Raw genomic sequence first — 18347 nt, forward strand, 5'->3', positions numbered from 1 at the left:
CTGACCTGTCTCCGCAGGCAGCAACGGCGCGATCACCGCCCACGCCTTATCCGTCAGCTCACCACGACCCACCACACACCCATTGTCCGCACACGATCATGAACAAGATCCGCAGGACACGCCCTAGTCACTCCGGGCACGATCCCGCGCTGGCATCGGCGCTTGGTAGCCGCGAAGTGGACTTATCCACGCCGGGTCGGCCGGCCACCGGTCGACGACTCGATCTCCAGGCTGATCGAACGGATGGCCACGGAGAACCACGGCTGGGGCTACAAGAGGATTCAGGGTGAGCTGCTCAAGCTCGGACACCGGGTCGGCGCCTCGACGATCCGGTGGATCCTGAAGCCGGCACGCGTACCTCCAGTGTTCTTCGCATGGAAGGGGATCAGTAAGGGGCGGGTCAATCGCCAGCTCGGCGATCCTGCTCTGCTGGCCTCCCTCAGCCCGGTCGCGCGCGCCCAGGTGATCGACGGCTGGGTGCAGGACTGCGTGGTGCGGCCGGATCCCGACTTCTCGCTGCCCGACGCCGCGGGTGCCTTGGCTGACCAGGTGCGCACCGACCCACAGGCGATCCGGCCGTGGCGGGTCGACGCCGGACAGGCGCTGGAGATCGCCGAAGAGCTACTGGCCGCCGCCGGGCGCGCCAAGGGGAGGAGCGGCGGTTGGTGGCCGCGCGTGGTGATCTCGAGCTGTGGCTGGCGCGGATCATGGCCGAGGTCGACGAGCCGGAGAAAGCGCTGATCTCGGCCAGACGGGCCGTCGAGTACTTCGGTACTGCCGAGGCCGACTTCGCCACGGCGCTCGCCTACGCCGCCGTCGGCCGGGCGGGGGGCGGACCCCGGGTTCGAACGCGGTGGCCGAGATCGACACCTGGCTGCCCGTCCCCCGCAGACACGCCCTGGTCTCCGCCGCCCGGGTCGCGCTCGACCAGGGCGACAAGCCACCGCTGCCACCCGGGCCGCCGCAGCAGATGCCATCCCGGTGAACCTCACCGCCGTGGCGATCGCAATGCGGGCCGACCGGGTGCAACTCCCCGGCACCTGTTCGCGATCATGCTGCACTACGAAACCCAACTCGGTCCAGCCGCGCCCCGCTGAGCCGTAGCGGCCGTGTACCCGGACCGGCAGCGGGGACCGGATACAGCGGGCGCCCGCTTCTCTGACGGCGACGCCGTCGAGGCGGCTTGCCCACCGAGCCCGAGACTGCGATGCCGCTGCTGACGGACGTGCGGAATTGCGCTCTGGTCAGCGGTTGGCCGCCAGATCCGACCAGCTGCCCGCGTCCAGCAGTGCCAGTAAGTCCTTGGCCATCTTCCTGGCGGGGCTGCCGTCCGACCAGTCGCCGGCGACGGTACGTAACACGTCTGCCGAGGTGCGGATCTGGCGCTCGGCCGCCTCTGTCACCTCAACAGGCAGCCCATCATCGTCCTGGGTGCTGGCGTACCCGGGCTCGGGCGCGAAACAGCCCCACCAGTCCAATAACACCCCCAACGCCTCAATACGTGGTTTGCCTGGCAGATCCCGGATAACCCTGAGCAGCACACTCACAGCCGGGACGGCGGCCGGGTACAGCGTCCCGCGATGGTCGTTGCCGACTGCGTCGACCAACCGGCCAACCGCCAAGGCGGCACCGTCAGCCGACACCGACGCCGCCAGATCTCGGACAGCGCCAGCGGCCGCTTCGGGCCGGTACCAGGTCGGCCCAGGTACTGCGAACCAGTCCACCGTCGTCCACCCGTCCATCGCGCCAGCATACGCACGACGTCGCGACTGGCACGCATGAATTCTGGTCCCGGCACGTGCGTGTCAGGTTAGGTGACCGTTGCCGGAACAAAGCCCGCGAAATCTGTGACCGAGCTACGCATTCTCCAATTGCTCGCATTGCGGGGGAACGAGCTCAGGTCCAGCGCTCTTCAAGTGAGATTTGTTGCATTTCTTTCACAACGTCCGCTGCTTGGCTTCCGTTACATGCTTGTGCCCGCCGACACAAATCGTCCAGTTGGCCGCCGGGCTTCCGTGGACGTGTCTTACCGTCTTCTCCGCTGATCAGGAATCAAAGGAGAACAGTGCGTTTTCGTGCTCAGGCCATAAGTCGAGGGGGCATCGTCGGCCTCATCGCCGCGATCGTCACGATGCTAGTGGCGATACCCGCTCCTGCCCAGGCCGCCAGCATCTGCGACCGGCATCCGGAGCTGTCGGTGTGCAAGGCCGCAGACCGGGCCAAGGCGGCGCTCGCCGTGGGCAAGTCGCTCGCCCGCACCGAACTGGGCGCCCTGGTGCTCGGGCACCTGCGCCAGGGCATCGATCAGGTCGCTGGGCACGCGCTCGAGCAGGCCACTGAGACCTTGGAGACGGTCGGCAAGGCGATCGACTCCGGAGACGCCGCCCAGGTGGACCAGGCCCTCGACCAGCTCGACGAGTCATTGCAGCAGGTGCGCGACACGGCGGTCGCGACGACGGTGGTGGTGAAGTCGCTGCCCAAGCTGGTCGCGATCGCCAAGGGCGCCATTGAGCAGGTCAAAGCGTTCCCGGAGCTGGACATCCACGTCGACGTGGCCGCGCTGGAAGCCAACAATCGCGGCTTGGAAGCCACCGCGGCGGGTATCGCGCTGGCCGCGGCTCAGCTGAACGAGAGTGCCATCCAGATCCGCGCCGGTATGGCCAAAGCCGACTGCGATTTCGCCGGAGCCAAGCGTGATCTGGAGTCGGCGAACAAGATCCTCGCCGAGGCGAACCGGACCCTGGACAAGTTCACCTCCACGCCGTGGATGCCGGTGGGCGGGTTGTCACTGAAGGGCATCAAGTTCGACTTCGACGAAGCCTTCGGCCACCCGACTCAGTCGGGCTCGCTCAACCCGGACGTCGCGGCGGTCCTGTCGACGGTGACGGACTTCATTCCCGGGGTCGGCAGCATGAAGAGCGCGGTCGAGGCAATCGTCGGGAAGGACGCGTTCACCCAGCAGGAACTCGATGGTTTCGAACGCGCCCTCTACGGCATGGCCGCTGTCCCGGTGGCCGGTGGCGCACTGAAGAAGCTCCTCGCCGCAGAACGAGCGACCAAGGTCTCGCGCGCGATCGAACTCGCGGCGAAAAACGGTGCCAAAGGTTGGCGTGCTTCGTTCGACGCGCTGCCCCAAGGCAAGAACAGTGGCGTCAAAACTGTGTCGACCGTCGCCGACCTGCGGACACTGTTCGACCACTGGACCGCAGGTGCGCAGCGGCTTCCGGGCCGGGGGGATAAGATTCCCGATGTGTTCACGCTGCAAGACGGCACGACGATGCAGTGGCGCCAGACGTCCAAGACGGGTGGCGAGACAATCGACATCTTCCCAAGCGGCAAGAATGCATTGAGGGTGCATCTCGATGGATGACCCGCGGGCGCGGGAACTGCGTGAGATCGAACTGGCCGTGGCCCCCACTCCGGAACTGTTCGAGATCGAACGAGCCGTGGCGCCGACACTCGACAGGGCTCTCGACGACTGGGTCCCGGTCGACACCCTGATCTGGAACGCCATCCAGGTCGTCCCCGAGGACAGCGACCGCTTCGCTGGATTCTTCGCCACCGTGCTCGACTACCTGCTCCGCGAAGGCCTGATGATCGTGGGAGACATCGGCGAGACGGGGTTTGAGCCGTGGACGTCGTCCATCGAGGACACTGTGGAGCGGGTCGTCCGCGACTGCCAGGCAGTCGATTGGTCACCTCAGGGGAGCCTGTGCTGGCTGTCGAACACCCCGAAAGGAGACCAGCGGGCCCAATAAGCGTCATTGTGCGCGCAACCTGGTATGGCGCAACCGGGCCTGACCAGAGCCCATTCGGGGTCATGCGCCGCTCCGGTCACAGCCGAGTCGCTGGTAGCGGAATCGCGACAATGGCGGCCGGTGGCATCAGCAGCACGGGAAGCAGCCCCGATATCGTGCCCCAGCGAGCAAGACCGACGTGCCGGACCCGTCGTCGCGATCACGGCTCCGGATGGTGAGCCCGCAGCGGCGAGGGGTCCGACTGGTGCTCGGGCATGGCCATCTCAGCCGAGGAAGTGCCACGAGTCTGAGACTGATCATGGTGACGTCACCGTGAGACAACGGAGAACGCCCAGGCCGCCCGAGATCGACACGTCACGAGCGGCGAGACCCTACACCCGGGGTCCGATTTCGTGACTCTCCAGGACGGCCAGCAGATTTGCCACCGCGACTAGCTCGGTCACGTCTTGCCCCCACAACGAGTTCGGGTCGGCCTACCGCGACCTCCGCTTGCGGTTCTCGAGAGGTGTCGCAACGCTGCTCAGGCTTCTTCATCCGCAAGTCTCGCGATCACTTCCGGTGTCAGCACAAGCATGTGTCCGGCCGATTCCGGCAGCCCGAGCACTTCCACGACTCGATGCATCACCGGCACCGTGTTCCGCACCACGTCCTGGCGAGTCGGGAAGTCCTCACGGCTCCCCTTCACGACGAAGAGGTTGACCTGCCGATCGCGGACACCGTTCCTGGGAGTTCCAGCGGTTCGAACCCGCGTTGGGGATGTCGAACTGGTGGCTGCACCATGTCGACCCGCATGTGCGAGCGCTGATGGACCCGGTCACTGGCCCGTTCGCCCAATGCGTCGACGGTCACCAACCCGATGAGCCGCTGCCGCTCGACGACCCGCCGGACGGCTTTTTCTACGACCACCGGTCGAAGTGGCTGCAAACCAGCAACCCGTTCGACCTCAGCTGAGAGAACGCGGCACCGACAAGTTCTTGATCGGGACAAGCCGCACAGGTCGCCGAAGTGTCGTTCGTGCGGCATCCGCCAGACGCCTTTTCAACCCAACGTGCTCGCCGGTCGTCTTGCTGGTGCGGCTTCAGTGCCGGTCCTAGATCCCGAAGGTCGGCTGCGAACGTGGCAGCGAAGATCATCCGTCCGCTGAACCAGTCAGCGATTGTCCGGAGGTTGATGTCCGGTGCCGCGTTCCCGGCGCCGGACAGCCGGGCTGCTCTAAACCTGTGGTTGGCACCCCGGCTGCTGAGGGGCCGGGGTGCCTTCCCCGTGTGTCGCTGCGGGAACCACCGGGCTTGAACCCGTTCGACGAGGAGCCGTCACGACACGGCGACCTTCGACAGGTCCGGCGGGCATCGGGGCGATCGCAATTCCGCCTGGAAGGAACCCAAGATGAAGAGGTTGATTCAAAGACTGGTACTCGCCGCCATCGCGACGACGGCGCTGACAGCAGCGCCTGTTGCGCAGGCTTCATCGGCGACCGCGGCGCCATCGGGACTGCGCTCCGTCAGCGCTCAAGCTGGCTGGATCCGCATCGTGAACGACAACAGCGATCAGTGTCTTGCCATCGGCGGCGGAAATGCCTCTCCCGGTGTCGCGGCGATTCAGTGGCACTGCAACGGCGGGGCGGAGCAATCGTGGTACGTCAACGGGAACGCGTGGTCACCCATCAAGTACAACAGCGAATTGTGCCTAGCGATCGGTAACCGCAGCACAACCCCTGGCGCGAAGGCGATCTTGTGGCCCTGCAATGGCGGACCGGAGCAATTGTGGTACGTCGGCGGTCCCGCAACGTCGCCAATCCGCAACAACAACAGCGGTAAATGTCTGGCAATCGGTGGCCGAAGCACCACGCCGGGCGCGACAGCGATCCAGTGGACGTGCAACGGTGGCCCGGAGCAAGACTGGTGGTTCTACAACTGACCTGCAACACGGTGGACTAGAGGGCTGCGGCGACATCTCGCCGCAGCTCTGCTCGGTGGTGATCTTCCAACGGCAGAGCGCGTTCAGGACATCGACAACGATCACGCGGTGCTCGACAATGGGCGATCCATCCTTGACAACAACCCGAAACACCACTTCGTTGCCGAGGACGTCTTCCAGCCCGCGCAGATCCTCGCCAACGAGTTGACCCACGAGCACCCTCGACTTCGTGCGGCCGTTGGCGCTGCTGCAGGCAGGTACCCTGCACCACTACACAGCCGACAACGGCGCAGATCTGATGCGCGAGTATATCGAAGCGCTGCCCAGCGGCTCGTTCGTCGTCATCGCGCACTTCTTCGATCCAGAGACGCCCGGGTTGAGCCTGCTCGCTCGGAATATGGAGGAGCTATTCATTCACAGCCCGATGGGCTCAGGCCGGTTTCGCACGGCGAGCGAGATTCTGGCCTTTGTCGAAGGTCTCAAGATCGTACCGCCCGGTCCCAGCGAGAAACCCGGTCTGGAACTATGCGATCAATGGTGGCCGGACGGGCCGAAACTCACTCCCCTCAATGAAGTCGAGCAATGCATTGCCGGGGTCGTCGCTAGCAAACCATAAGGCATGGGCGTCGGCGTACTCGATCCATCACCGCAGCGTGCACCGCGTGCTGGTTTGGGTCGTCGCCGTATGCGTCACTGTGTGGTGACCGCGCCGAGCTTTCGGTCGAGTTCGCGCTCAGTTGCCTCCAATGTCTTGTGCGCACCCTCCCCGTAGGAGGGAAATTTCACCCGTTCCATCAGGAAAACCTTGCGGAATGCGGAGAGTCTGCGGTCGGGGATGGCTCTCGCGGCGGCGAGCAGGCTGCGGGCGGCGGCGGCCCGGCCCGCCCGTTGCGCGGCTGCGGCGCGCACGGCAAGCAGGAGCCGTCGGACAGGGGGCGGTAGGTCGTCGGGGACTTCCGTGAGTAACTCGGCGGCGGCCTCGTGCTGCCCGACAGCGGACAGTCTGTTCGCGGTGAAGATGATCGTGGCGGCCGCGTGCGCCGGTGCCGTGGCCGCGAGGTACTGATCGGCGGCCTGACGCGAGGCTGCGATAGCGCCTTCGAAGTCGTCGAGGTACTGCGCGACCGTGGAGCGCCGCACGGACAGGTCCGCGCGGGCGATCTGCTGGATTCGGTGCCCGACCGTGCCCGGCGTGGTCATTTGCGCGGGAAAGGTCTTGTCCACCCCGTCCAGCGCCTGTTCCGCCAGGCCGAGGAATTTGTGGCTGAGGCTGTGATCGAGCCGGACCTGTTCACCCCACGGCAGCGTCATGGACACGGCCGTGGTCGCGTGAGCGGACTCGGCTCCCAGATGCGCCAGCACCCCGGCGATCCGCGGCAAGTTCGTGTAGGCCCACGGCCGGAATCGCCTGGCCCGGCGGTAGAAGTTGTCGGTCCGCCAGCCGGCGAGCAGCAACTTACGCTCCCGGGGAGAAGCATGCGCCAGGATCCAGGCGTCGGCGATCTGGCGGTTGAAGCCGTCACCGTTTCGCCCCGACCAGAGCGCGTACGCGAGCCCGAGGAGCAAGGCGACCAACGCCGACTCCAATGGTCCCTGCGCCGGGTGGAACACCCCCGCGATGAGGAACGGCAGAGCTGAGCAAACAAGCGCGACCTGCGGTAGCCCGATGAGGAACCGCTTGGCCCGCACCAGCAACCAGGAGATCCGCCATCGGTCGAACCGTGGACCGACGGCGTCGTTGAGGATCATGACCCCGGCCCCAGCCAGCATCACGTACCACTGGGCGTCGGCCACGTGCGCCGCCCACCACTGCGAGATCAACTCTCCACCTGGGCCGGCGGCGACCGCCAGCAGTACCAGGAACAGGCTCACGTCGATCGTCCGCGCGGCTCTGCGGTGGCTGATCAGCAGAGGCATCCGGGCCCGATCGGCGGCCAGGAGCGTCACCCACAACACGACGGCGCCGAAGATCCGCGCTCTCAGGTCCGTATCTCCCGGCACGAGGAACACGAACACCAGCGGGAGGACGCACGTAGATCTCGCGGCGAGGCTCCAAAGCAGATCGCGTGCGTTCGGCCGCATGACCCATCGCTCGAAATCCTCCGGCAGCCCACGACCGGTCGACGGTGGCCGCTCCGGTACGAGCCGGACGTTACGTAACGCCGCGCCGACCAGCAGTGGCGTGACGAACCAGACGAGCAGCTGGGCTCCGTTGCCGCCGATAGTGACCATCACGAGCGCGACGAAGCCCGTGGTGGCCATGCCCGTCAGCCCGGCGGCCAACCCGGCCGCCACCACGACCAGGGTCAGGTCAGGGGGCACCGTCGCCACCAGAACACTGAATCGCCCAGCGAAGAACAGGAACGCGACGGCGACCGTCAGATCGAGTAGGTAGAGCGCACGGCCACGTCCGCTGGAGCCGACTACGTCTTGCAACCGGGACAGTGCCAGCGCCAGGCTCGCGACGCCCAGCAGGACATACGCGATCACCGAAGGGTTGCCGAGGGCGATCTGGGCTTCCAAGTCGAACTCCTCGTCATCGCGCGACCGGACATTTCATTGTGATCGCGATCCCCGACCGAGATGATGGTTTGATGCGAAACGAGGTGACAATGCGGTGACGTCTCTCGCCGAAGGCTTGGCACAGGACGCAAGTCCGTCCCTGCTCGACCCGCGGGTACTCACGACGGCGACGACGTTCGTCGCGCTGGCACTGGTGCTCGCAGCCGGAGCACGGATGGGTCGTCGGACGAATGCACCAGGCAGGCCATTGGCGCTGCTGGACCGGGTGATACGCGGCATTTCGTGGGCACAGATGTGGATCCCCTTGGGCATCGCGGGCGGGCTGGTGACCGCCGGCGGCTCGGGCAACCACGTGCTGACCATGGTTGTAGGTGGGCTCGCGACCGTCGTCTGCGCACTGAGCAGACTCCGCACCCGCAAGGTGAGCCGCTACGAGCGCCGCTGGCATTTGACGTTGGAGACGCTGGGAAACCTGGGCGTGCTCGTGGCGGTCACGCCCCTCGGCACCGGCTGGCTGCCTAGCGGGACGGTGGAAATCCTCCTCACCGGGGGTGCGTTCGTGATCATGCAGATCGTGTCGACTCGGCTGCTTCGCTGGCCGATCCCGCAGGCATGGTCGCTGGCGCATCCGGTCAGCGTCCTCGCAAATGGCACGGTCCTGGCCTATTCGTTCCTTCTGTACCCGTCGACCGCTCAAGGGCTGGCATCGATCGCGGTCTCATTGACGGCCATGGGGACGTTGGCCGTGCACCTCGGCACGGACGACTGGGTGCTGTGGTGGTCCAGGGTCGAGTCAGCGCGGCGGTTCCGCGATCACGACCCCCGTTCCGCCGAAGCGTGGCTTCACGATGAGGTGCGGGAACCAACCGGGCTGGCGCTTCCACACACCATGGCCGACCTAGCCGTCTACGACCTGCGTGGGGACTTCCGGCAGACGCAATGGCCGCCGAACTCACACGCCATCGCCGCCGGAAAGCACCGGCTGACCACCGCGGAGCAGCTGATCACCATCGCGCAGCCGCATCTCGCCTCGGACGATGTCGCACGAGCATGGGCCCACTGCGCGTTCTCCCGTAGCCAGATACGGGAAGCCGAGGCGGACTGGGACGCCGCCGCCGACGGGTACCGCGCCGCCGCGACCGGTTATGACGAGGCCGGGCTGCCCGCGATCGCCGCATTGGCTCGGCTGTTCCGCGCCCGGCTGCTGGCCGAACGGTTGGACCGCCGTGCCGAGGCCACGGCCGAACGAGCGGCGATCGCCGCCGATACCCATCTCGTCGCACCTGTCCGACGGTGGGCGGGTGCGAATGCCCATGACCTTGGCGATGACCAGCGGTACTCGCAGATGGCCATGCAGGCCGGGCTGCCCGGGAATCCGCGTCTGCCCTTCCCTCCGTGGCTGCCTCTCGTCTCCGCCGCTCCGCCAGGCGCGCCGGCGGAGGAACACGAAATCTCCCGAAACCGCTTGCCGGGGACGGGCCCGGCTCAACGGATGATCGATCAGGGCACCAAGTTGTTTCGCCGGGGAAGGCGTGAGGAGGGTGCTCAGAAGTTGCGAGCGGCCGCGGTGATCCTGGAGCGCAACTCCCAGCAGCTCATCGCGATGGGCGTCCTGGCGGAGCTGGCCAGGATGCAGACTCCGACCGATCCTCGCGCGGCGTTCGAGACGCTCAACGAGGCGCTCCGGCAGCAGGAGCGCTTCCGTGACGAGGTCATCGACGAGCAACTGCGCCTCCAGGTCAACGGCTGGTTCGAGATCCTGCACTCCCATCAGATCGGCTTACTCACTGCGGCGGCGGACGCGTCCGGGCAGCCGCAGCCGTCCATTGCAGCGTTCGACCTGGCGGAGCGGTCCCGTTCGCAGCTGTTGCTGGAGCAACTCGGCAGTACGTCTTTCCGCGCCGAACACCTGCCAGGCCGGCTCGTGCGACGCGAACGTGACGACATGGCCGAGATCGAGCGCCAGCGCGCCGCGATGAAGACGGCAGGTCAGCGCGTCGCCGCGCTGGGCGCCGTGCGCGCCGCTCGCACCCGGCTGAACGTCACCTGGCAGGACATGACCGACACCGGGATGTCCGGTGCGGAGTATGTCCAGCTGCGCCGGGGTGATCCACTCACGTTCACCGAACTCGGTCCGTTGCTGGGGCAGGCTTTGCTGGCCGAGTACCACGTCACCGAGGACGCCGTCGTGTTGCTGCTGGTCGGATCCGGTGCCACCGAGCCCACCGTGGTGCGCGTGCCGATGCGCCGGGACGCCCTCACCCGGATCGTGGACTCCGCGTTCGACGACGTCCGTTCCGCGGAACCGGACCAGTGGAAGTCACTGAACCCGCTTGTGGCTCCGCTGGTCCAGCACAGTGAACCGGGGCAAGTGATCTGGGTGGTCCCGCATGACCAGCTGCACGGTGTGCCGTTGCACGCGATCGAGGTCGGCGGCGTGCCACTGGCCGAACGGAATCCGACCTGCTACACCCCGTCGGCCGCGGTGATGCGCTATTGCCAGGCAAAACGGCGGCCGGACGCCGGCAGGTCGGTCGTGCTGGCGGATTCCCTCGTGGATCGGCCGTTGGCGCATTCGCGGGCCCAGAGCCGGTTGATCGCCTCACTGTTGGGAGATGCCGAACGGGTTGTCGGCGAGCAGGCTTCGATTTCCCGGCTGAGGGCCACGGTGCAGGAGGAGGTCTCGGTGCTCCACATCGCCTGTCACGGCGAGTTCGATGCCGAGAGGCCCGCGCAATCCCGTGTGCTACTTGCGAACCAGGGCGCCGATGGCGCACTGACCGCCGAGAAGATCCTCGGGATCCGGCTACCGGCTGACCTGGTCACGCTCAGCGCCTGCCAAAGCGGCGTCACGCACCGTCGTCAAGGCGACGAGCTGTTCGGCCTGCCCAGAGCCTTGATCTACGCGGGTGCGTCGGCCGTTCTGGTCAGCCTGTGGCCGGTGGACGAGGTGGCCACCGGTCTGTTGATGTACTCGTTCTACCTGGCACGGAGGGAAGGCGACGGAAAGGCCGAGGCCTTGCGGACAGCACAGCTCGCGGTGCGCACGTCGACCTGTGAAGGCGTGATCGAGTACTGCACCATGGTCGGCGGCGGCGAGCGGACAGTCGCGCGGAGCGTGGCCGACATCAGGTTCCATGCGGGCGATTTCGTCACGGCGGCCGAAATATATGCGACACTGCTCGATTCGGCGAGCGGCGACGATCGCGGGCTGTGCACCGCCCACGCCAGGGCCACCCTGGCCTCCCGCGGCACCGCTGTACAGCCCGACTACCTCAGGAGGATCTATGCCCATCCCCGCCACTGGGCCGGGTTCGTGCTGATCGGGGACTGGCAGTGAAGCCCGGGGATCGGGTCGCCGAGCATGGTGACCAAGTGTTCACGGTCCTGGCAGCCGAGCTGACTCCGGCCGAAGCACGTGCCGTGCTGAAGGGTGACGGAGTGGTGGTCGACGATGAGGGCACTGTGCTGGGCACCGTGACCGCGCAGGAACTAGCATACGCCGACGCGGAGACGCTGGCGTCGTGGCGGGCGCTACCGCCCGCGGTCGAGGTCCACGCGGACCAGACCTTCGCGCAGTTCGCCGACTCTTCCGCGGTCACCTTGCTGCTGCTCGGAATCACCCGACTCGTGCTGACACGTGACGGCACTCCAGTAGGGCTGCTCCCGGTGGCGCGAGTGACGGACTACCTCGCATCCGGCGCGCATCCCTTGCCTGGCAACGAGATGGGTCCGGCCGGCGCCTCGTCCGACGGAGCGCTGCCGGGCCGGGTGCGGCTCGCGGCAGCGCACGTCGCGTGCTCGCACTGCGGCTATCGCAACGTCCTCGAGCATTGGAACCCGCGCAGGCCGCCGCGGTGCGCCAACCCCGACCGTGCACCGCATGAACTCGAGCTGGACGGGTGACCCGGTGCTCACCGATGTCGTGCGGGAGACCACCGGTCTGCTCGACCGGCGCTTCCTGCTAAACGCGCTGCTGCCGACCCTGATCACTCTCGGCCTGCTCGGGACGGTCGTCGCCGGCACACTCACCGACCCGGCCACGGCCTTGCGCGCGTGGAACGCACTCGATGGCACGATCAAAGTGTTGGCAGGAACCGGTGTCGTGGTCGTCGCCGTGCTGATCGCCGCCATCGTATCCGGGGCGGCGCAGACGATCACCCGATGCTACGAAGGACTGTGGCCGGGGCGTCTGGGGCACATCCTGCTGCTGCCCGGCAGGCACCGCCACCGCAGGCGCGCCCGGCGGCTCGGATTCGAACGCGGCGCGGCCGACTACCCGGTCGACCCGGCCGACGTTCTGCCGACCCGGCTGGGCAACATCCTGCGCGCCGCCGAAAGCTACCCGGCCGACCGCTACGGTGCCGACGCCGTGCTGACCTGGCCGCGCCTGTTCCCCTTGCTACCGGACAAGCTCACGGCCTCCCTGGCCTCCGCCCGCGCAGAACTCGAATTCCAAGTGATGATCTCCGCACACGCGGCGTTCTTCGCAGTGGCGGCGGGAGGATGGCTCGCGGTCACCGGCGGGCCGCCCTGGCTGTTCCTCACCTGCTACTGGAGCGCTGCTGCGCTCGCCTGGGCCACCTACCGCGGGGCGCTGGCGCCAGCCCGCCTGTACGGCGACCAGGTGCGCGTCGCGTTCGACCTCTACCGCCACGAACTCCTCGATCGCCTCGGTATGGACGGTGACGAACAGTGGGCGCGGCTGAATCAGTTCTGGCACCGGAACATCCCGCTCGGCACACCGCTATTGCCCAAGTCCGACGATCGTCCTGCGGTGAAGGCGCTGCCATCCGTTTCCCTGAGCGTGCTCGCGTGGTTCCTGCTCATCGGGAGTGGGTTGTTGGTGGTGTGGCTCCGGTGACCTACCTGGCCGCGCAACCGCACGACTTCGAGTTCGGCGGCCCCGAGCGGCGTGTCGGTACGGTCCGTTCACCGTAATCGGCAGTGGAGCGTGGAGGGCGTTGTCGAACAAGTCGACCTCGAATGTGTGATCAGCTCTTACCGGCCGCCGTGTCGATTCCGCGGATGGTGACGATGCGCGCGTTGCCGTCGGACAGGTGGTAGGACAGCCCGACCACGGCGGTCCTCCCGGCTGCTCGGAGAGCAGCCGGGAGCGGTCGACCAGCAGGTCGACGGTGTGGCGGATGTGCTCGTCGATGATGTCGTCGTTGCTGGTGAGCCCGGCGGCGCGGGCGGCGAGGACGCTCGGGGTGACCCGTTCGATGACGTCGCGGACGAAGCCGTTGGTGCCGAGCCCGTCGGTCAGCGCCTCGCGGGTCGCGGCGACGGCGCCGCAGGAGTCGTGGCCGAGGACGACGACCAGCGGGCAGTCGAGGATGCTGATGCCGTATAGGCATGCGCGAGAACGACCATCTTAATTGTTCGTGACAATGACTCTGCTGCAGCGGGAACGACGGTACCGTGCGCGACTTGTGTGCCGCGTAGCGCTAATCGCTATAGCGGGACGAATATAATCAGGAAACCCGATCCACTTGCTGTTGGGTGGTGTCAGTAGCCTCGATGGTCTAGTGGTTCGAAACCTTTCGAGGATTTCGTGCTCAAGTTCGAGGTTGTGAACCCTTAGTCGTGTTCATAGATCGCATCGACGTGCTGTCGATCTTGACGTGAGCTTCTCGTGTAAGCATCGAAACGAAAAGTATCTCGCCGCGTATCCGTCGGGAGTAGTTCCGTGCATGCTTAAGGTCGCTTGTCGATGAAACGTACGACGTGGTCGTTTGGATCTGCGCTGGCATTAGTTGTTCATCGGTAAACGCATTTTTTTCTGTGGTGTTCGAAATGTGAAGAGGTGGCGTGTGATTGCGAAATCCCGTTGGTGGAAGTGTTGTGATCTGCTGGCTCTCTCCAAAGCGAACGCCACAGGCGCTGTTTGCCTAGATGGGTGCGCCTTAGACGTTCGTAGCTTGCGGTACCAAAGCTGAGCGGGTGGGGGTGTACGGAATAGTGGGGGATTGGGCTAGGAGGCGCGATAGTCGATCGTTGAGGGCTTTACGCGCCCAAGCACGCCGCCGCGCTCGAAAGGGGTCTCCTCGTTCGGCGTTGGCCCGCGTTAGGGCCTGCGTGTCCGCCATCGCCCGGTCGCACGCTTGTTTAGCCTGCTGGGTCGCGGTCTCGCATTGCTTGCCATTGGGCGGTCGCTTCGGCGGCCTGAGGCTGCTGCAAGATGTTCAAGCCGAGCAGCGGCAGTTACTGACCGAAACCTGTGCTGGGCACGCGAAGGCGCACCTCCCGAAGCCGCTGCTGCGAGACCTCCTGCCCGACGCCCAAGGGTTCCACGGGCGCTCCAGCGGACACGATCACAGTGGCGACATCGTGAAGCTTGACGTTCGCGTGCCTGTACCTGTGCCACCAAAGGACGCTAGGCCGATCGAGTGATGTGTGCTGAGCTGGCTCGCCCACTGCGGCCGAACTGTCGGTGTTCAGGTGTATTACCTGAGTGACCGCACATTCAGGGAGGGTAAGTCATGCCGCCACGCAACTACACAGTTGGCGACCGCGCCGCGCTTATTTTGTTCGGACAGGGCAGGTGCTACTGGGGTCCCGGCTGCACGGAGCCGCTGCTCCGGAAAGTCGAAGATCGATATCGAATGAACCTACAAATTGCGCACATTCGATCAGATGAGGTGGCAGCGGAACGGTACGTTTCCGGTATATCGAAGGCGACGGTCGACGCCTTCGAGAATCTGCTCTTCCTCTGCAAGCCGCATCATGACACGATCGACGAGTCTGGAGCTGGTGCACGATTCACGATCAAAGTTCTTGAAGAGTGGAAAAATGAGCGTGAATTTGGACTTTACGACGGCCTGCGGGGCTTGCGAGACATAGACGAAGATGAGCTAGTCGACCGAATAGCTGAGGCGGTTGATGAGCAGAACCGCGACATTCGCGCAACTTTGAACCGCCTTGAAAAGACCGACGCTGAAGCGGCTGCCCTGATTCGCGAGTTGAATGACGAGATAAGGGAGCTTCGCAGGTCTGGATCGGTCCTCGATCCAGACGCAGTCAATATGCTTGGCGCTGCGGCGCATGATCTCATCCACCTTCCGGACAGTGCTTCACAACTATATATGGCGGCACGTGACCTATCGCATCTTCGTGATAGCGCGGCAATACTGGATCGGGCAGCCAGTAATGCGTCTGGGCTGCAAGATGTGATCGCGATGCTAGACAGTGCAGTGGAACGCGCCCGAGGAATGATGTAGGCGACTCGCCGCAGCCCCCTTGCCTGGACACGCTCGCGTTCGAGGAACGAGGGCGGCAGTGGCGTCGCAGGTGCTTCTACGGTTCTGGCGTCAGTTATGACGTGATGACTATCCGGCGGATCGGATCGGAGGACAGGCGGCTGTGGCGTTCCGTCCGGCTCGCCGACGCACCCTGCGGCGTCGGCCAACCCTGGTCAAAGCACAGGACTACGGTGAAAATGATTGGCACTGTGATGGCTATGGCGCGGTCGTGAGGGACAAACCCGACCAGGCCGGTGATGAAGAAGTCCTTCGCGCCTTCGATCCCGGCGAGCGCCGCCTTCACCACGTACACGCCGGCCTTGACCCTGATCGCCGGGGGTGAGCGCGGCGAGTGTATGCACGCCTGCTGGTTCGCCGGACGGCCCGGGCCGTCCGGCGGACGCCTTCGGCGTCGACTGGACCCCGGGGAGAGGTGGCGCCAAGGCGGCCGCCCGGCGCCGTGCCGCCGCGGCATCGACGATCGCGCTTCCCGCGGTGGATGAACGTGACGCTCCGCATATTGGCTGCGAACCCGGACCTGCCAGCACCAGCGCGAATCAGGTGGGACGTGGGCTGTCTATGTCGGGGTCGAGGTCCAGGTGCAGGCCACGCCGGGCGCCGCCGTCAGCTGTGCGTTCGCCAGAGTGTGCCGGTGTTGTCGGTGGCTTTCAGGAGTTCGTCCTGGCGTGGTGTTTCCGGCCAGATTTGGATCAGGTGGTGTTCCTGCGGGTCGTTTGGGCTGCGGTCTTCGCCGGCGTCGCGGTGGCGCACGGAGTCCCGGACGCGGAAGCTGCCGTTCGCGGCTGGTGGCAGGGTGATGGGTATGTCGATGGCGCCATCGGCTTCGGTTCCGCAGACGGCGATTTCGGCGATGGACCAGGTGACCGAGACTTCGGCGACGTCCTCCCAGGAAGCGAGGTCGGGTTCGGGAGGTCCGTCCCAGGTCTCGGTGGTGATGGTGATGTCGCCGAGGTGGACGCCGCAGGTGACCGCGACGAAACCTGGGGCAGTGGCTAGGAGTCCTGTGACGTGAGGGAAGGGCAGGGCGCCGACGTGGTAGAGCGGGCTCTGCGGATCGTTGCGGTCTCCGAGGGAGAAGGTGTTGTCCTCGATGGTCAGGGTGCCGGTGGTGTGGGCGAGCATCGTGGCAGGCATCGGTCTCTATTCCTTGTGCGGGACCGTGACTGGGGTGAGGCCGCGGTGCGGCCTCACCCCATCGAGTTGGATGGCTAGGTTATGCCGGGCACTTCAAGAACGCTTGTGTCTTCTCGGCGATTTCCTGGTCGGTGATGCCGGCGGGAAGGACCACGTTCACCCAGAACTTGTCTTTGTCCAGCACGCGGTTGGCGGTGTACCAGGGGCGGCGGTAGCGGCTGCCCTCGAGGCTGTTCTGGGTCGCGGGCACCATGTAGCAGGAGTGATCCGGGTTGAGCGAACCTCCCTGGTAGGTGCTGGCGAAGGGGGTATTCGTCGCACGATTTCCCTACCGGGCGCGGGATGCTCGCCGGGCAGGCGGCGTTCCTGTTGGCGGTGATCAACGCACTGTCCATGGTGCGTGTGAGCTCGGGCCCGAACCCTTCCTGCCCCACTTGCCGGCGAGGTTGCGTTGTGCCCACTGGATGTGCCAGGCGACCTGGGCGGTGTCGTTGTTCAAGGTCGACACGTCGTAGGTCGGGGTGAACTGGGCATACACGCATCCGCCGGTGTTGGGCCCGACGTTCGGGGTGCTGTCGCAGCGCACGTCGACGGCCGTGCCGATCTCCTCACGCAACGGCCCACCAATCGAGGGCGACACCGACTGGAAGGTGAAGACGGGCAACACTTTCAGCTGTTCCAGGTTGGAGCCTGCCGACGTGACCTGGTAGTCGAAGTCCACAGCGACGTTGAACGGCAGACTCTTGGTCGCCGACGCTGTGGTGGTGCACCCGCTCGAGCACGTCGCGGTCGCGTAGGCGACGGTTCCCAGTTTGACGGCGCCTTCCGCGATCATCACGGTCGCATTGATCCGCTGTGTCCACGTCCTGGTCCGCACGTCCAAAGTGACCAGGGACCGGACGGCCCCATGTCCCCGAAACCGGCCTCTTTGCCGGTCTGCAGGTCGATGAGCTTGTAAGCGACCTCCTCGAACAGGCAGGACTCGGTCCGGTTGAAGAACAACTGGTCCTTCGCGGTGCACACCACCGCGGCAGGCGCGGCCAGCTGCCGCTGTAACGCCTCCCTCCGCCGCGTCTGATCGGGAAGACTCTCGGGACTCGTCAGACAGGCAACAGTCCCACGCCGACCGGTGCCGATCTGCAGGTTCGCACACTCCGGCGCCGCCTGACTCGCACTCTGCCGTACCTCACCGAAGCTCGTCCTCGCGCCGGTCGTGTCAGCGGATGCCGCAGTGCCGCTCAAGACGGCTCCGATTGCCGATATCGCTGCGATCAGCGAGAAGAATCTTCGTGACCGATACTGTTTAGTCACACGAATGTCCCTTCTGGTCGAAGTTGTAAAACGCTGGCGGCGTCACGCTTGACCTGTGTCTATGGACCGGATTAAGGCAGTCTTGTGATGCCGCGCGCCCGGGCGGTCGATCAGTCGACCACTTGGCTCGTATTCATGGCCACACGTATAAATGTGCAGATTCGTCCGCGAATGTGTTACGCGAGCGACGGCAACATACTTCAAGGGTCGCCTAGTCGAACGGCCATCCGCCCCGCGCGCGGCCCGCAACTTCAACAGGCGCCATACACGGACGGCCGTCGCCGTGCCGCGCGGTCGTACCGCCCGAGGCCTCCTTGGTGCTTGATGGTCCGAAGCGATTCGAGTGAATATAGGCATACGGGCGATCCGCGCTACGATTTCCGCAACAGCCGTGCTCGCGCCGAATGCGCAGTTCGAATAAGTCGAACTAATAGTGTCT

The 18347-nt window shown here is 65.6% G+C and carries 16 protein-coding genes and 2 pseudogenes; 10 read left to right on the forward strand and 8 right to left on the reverse strand.

Annotated elements, in window-relative coordinates:
- Positions 1–243: 243 nt before the first annotated feature.
- Positions 244–741, forward strand: coding sequence for a hypothetical protein (locus tag DL990_RS41640; protein WP_233620716.1), 498 nt, complete (start codon positions 244–246; stop codon positions 739–741).
- 503 nt (positions 742–1244) lie between these two features.
- Here DL990_RS41640 and DL990_RS40735 read toward each other — a convergent pair.
- Positions 1245–1742 carry a hypothetical protein gene (locus DL990_RS40735; RefSeq protein ID WP_125801843.1) on the reverse strand — a complete coding sequence of 166 codons (498 nt, stop codon included), beginning with the start codon at positions 1740–1742 and terminating at the stop codon, positions 1245–1247.
- A 323-nt stretch (positions 1743–2065) separates the two neighbouring features.
- On the opposite strand from DL990_RS40735, the gene DL990_RS40740 reads away from it, so the two are divergent.
- Together DL990_RS40740 and DL990_RS40745 are read left to right on the forward strand one after the other, a co-directional pair.
- Complete coding sequence (locus DL990_RS40740; protein ID WP_125801844.1) at positions 2066–3370, forward strand: pre-toxin TG domain-containing protein; 1305 nt, start codon at positions 2066–2068, stop codon at positions 3368–3370.
- Entirely contained in the window at positions 3363–3758 is a 396-nt protein-coding gene (locus DL990_RS40745; RefSeq protein WP_125788022.1) for a hypothetical protein, read from the forward strand. The genes DL990_RS40740 and DL990_RS40745 overlap by 8 nt, the downstream gene beginning before the upstream one ends.
- A 520-nt stretch (positions 3759–4278) precedes the next feature.
- Here the strand turns inward: DL990_RS40745 and DL990_RS41375 are convergent.
- Positions 4279–4443 carry a hypothetical protein gene (locus DL990_RS41375; RefSeq protein ID WP_158632702.1) on the reverse strand — a complete coding sequence of 55 codons (165 nt, stop codon included), beginning with the start codon at positions 4441–4443 and terminating at the stop codon, positions 4279–4281.
- 41 nt (positions 4444–4484) lie between these two features.
- Between DL990_RS41375 and DL990_RS40750 the strand changes: the two are divergent.
- The 3 genes and pseudogenes from DL990_RS40750 to DL990_RS40760 all read left to right on the forward strand — a co-directional run.
- Positions 4485–4709: pseudogene (locus tag DL990_RS40750) on the forward strand (DUF4913 domain-containing protein); the annotation flags it as partial.
- 435 nt (positions 4710–5144) lie between these two features.
- The gene (locus DL990_RS40755) at positions 5145–5675 is read left to right on the forward strand and encodes an RICIN domain-containing protein (RefSeq protein ID WP_125788024.1); all 531 of its coding nucleotides are present in this window, start codon (positions 5145–5147) and stop codon (positions 5673–5675) included.
- Positions 5676–5901: 226 nt separating this feature from the next.
- Positions 5902–6291, forward strand: a pseudogene (locus DL990_RS40760) (SAM-dependent methyltransferase); the annotation flags it as partial.
- A gap of 74 nt (positions 6292–6365) precedes the next feature.
- Here DL990_RS40760 and DL990_RS40765 read toward each other — a convergent pair.
- Positions 6366–8198, reverse strand: a complete 1833-nt coding sequence (locus tag DL990_RS40765) for a hypothetical protein (RefSeq protein ID WP_125788026.1) — start codon at positions 8196–8198, stop codon at positions 6366–6368.
- A gap of 94 nt (positions 8199–8292) precedes the next feature.
- Here DL990_RS40765 and DL990_RS40770 point away from each other — a divergent pair, with 94 nt between their 5' ends.
- Genes DL990_RS40770 through DL990_RS40780 form a run of 3 tightly spaced genes read left to right on the forward strand, consistent with a single transcriptional unit; the run spans position 8293 to position 13062 of the window.
- Positions 8293–11538 (forward strand): CHAT domain-containing protein, encoded by a 3246-nt coding sequence (locus tag DL990_RS40770; RefSeq protein WP_125801846.1) that lies wholly within the window; start codon positions 8293–8295, stop codon positions 11536–11538.
- A 35-nt stretch (positions 11539–11573) separates the two neighbouring features.
- A complete protein-coding gene (locus tag DL990_RS40775) occupies positions 11574–12104 on the forward strand; it encodes a hypothetical protein (RefSeq protein ID WP_125788028.1) in 531 nt (176 codons plus the stop codon).
- 4 nt (positions 12105–12108) lie between these two features.
- Positions 12109–13062 (forward strand): hypothetical protein, encoded by a 954-nt coding sequence (locus tag DL990_RS40780; protein WP_125801847.1) that lies wholly within the window; start codon positions 12109–12111, stop codon positions 13060–13062.
- Here DL990_RS40780 and DL990_RS42080 read toward each other — a convergent pair.
- On the reverse strand, positions 12946–13545 hold the full coding sequence (locus tag DL990_RS42080) for a carbonic anhydrase (RefSeq protein WP_370308418.1): 600 nt from the start codon (positions 13543–13545) through the stop codon (positions 12946–12948). The two genes, DL990_RS40780 and DL990_RS42080, sit on opposite strands and share 117 nt — an antisense overlap.
- 1138 nt (positions 13546–14683) lie before the next feature.
- Here DL990_RS42080 and DL990_RS40790 point away from each other — a divergent pair.
- Positions 14684–15421 carry a hypothetical protein gene (locus DL990_RS40790; RefSeq protein ID WP_125801848.1) on the forward strand — a complete coding sequence of 246 codons (738 nt, stop codon included), beginning with the start codon at positions 14684–14686 and terminating at the stop codon, positions 15419–15421.
- 94 nt (positions 15422–15515) lie between these two features.
- Here DL990_RS40790 and DL990_RS40795 read toward each other — a convergent pair whose 3' ends face one another.
- From DL990_RS40795 to DL990_RS40805, 4 genes are all read right to left on the reverse strand, one after another.
- Positions 15516–15755, reverse strand: coding sequence for a hypothetical protein (locus DL990_RS40795; protein ID WP_125788031.1), 240 nt, complete (start codon positions 15753–15755; stop codon positions 15516–15518).
- Positions 15756–16066: 311 nt separating this feature from the next.
- Positions 16067–16597, reverse strand: a complete 531-nt coding sequence (locus DL990_RS40800; RefSeq protein WP_125801849.1) for a hypothetical protein — start codon at positions 16595–16597, stop codon at positions 16067–16069.
- A gap of 79 nt (positions 16598–16676) precedes the next feature.
- Positions 16677–16850, reverse strand: coding sequence for a hypothetical protein (locus DL990_RS41380; RefSeq protein ID WP_158632703.1), 174 nt, complete (start codon positions 16848–16850; stop codon positions 16677–16679).
- A 126-nt stretch (positions 16851–16976) separates the two neighbouring features.
- Positions 16977–17474 carry a hypothetical protein gene (locus tag DL990_RS40805; protein ID WP_125801850.1) on the reverse strand — a complete coding sequence of 166 codons (498 nt, stop codon included), beginning with the start codon at positions 17472–17474 and terminating at the stop codon, positions 16977–16979.
- Between the last annotated feature and the right edge of the window lie 873 nt (positions 17475–18347).

The sequence above is a fragment of the Amycolatopsis sp. WAC 01416 genome, assembly GCF_003947485.1.
GTDB lineage: Bacteria > Actinomycetota > Actinomycetes > Mycobacteriales > Pseudonocardiaceae > Amycolatopsis.

Excerpts from the sequence above, each read along its gene's own strand:
- DL990_RS41640 (WP_233620716.1), top strand. The coding sequence starts at position 244 with ATGGCCACGGAGAACCACGGCTGGGGCTACAAGAGGATTCAGGGTGAG.
- DL990_RS40735 (WP_125801843.1), bottom strand. The coding sequence starts at position 1,742 with ATGGACGGGTGGACGACGGTGGACTGGTTCGCAGTACCTGGGCCGACC.
- DL990_RS40745 (WP_125788022.1), top strand. The coding sequence starts at position 3,363 with ATGGATGACCCGCGGGCGCGGGAACTGCGTGAGATCGAACTGGCCGTG.
- DL990_RS40755 (WP_125788024.1), top strand. The coding sequence starts at position 5,145 with ATGAAGAGGTTGATTCAAAGACTGGTACTCGCCGCCATCGCGACGACG.
- DL990_RS40790 (WP_125801848.1), top strand. The coding sequence starts at position 14,684 with ATGCCGCCACGCAACTACACAGTTGGCGACCGCGCCGCGCTTATTTTG.
- DL990_RS40800 (WP_125801849.1), bottom strand. The coding sequence starts at position 16,597 with ATGCCTGCCACGATGCTCGCCCACACCACCGGCACCCTGACCATCGAG.
- DL990_RS41380 (WP_158632703.1), bottom strand. The coding sequence starts at position 16,850 with ATGGTGCCCGCGACCCAGAACAGCCTCGAGGGCAGCCGCTACCGCCGC.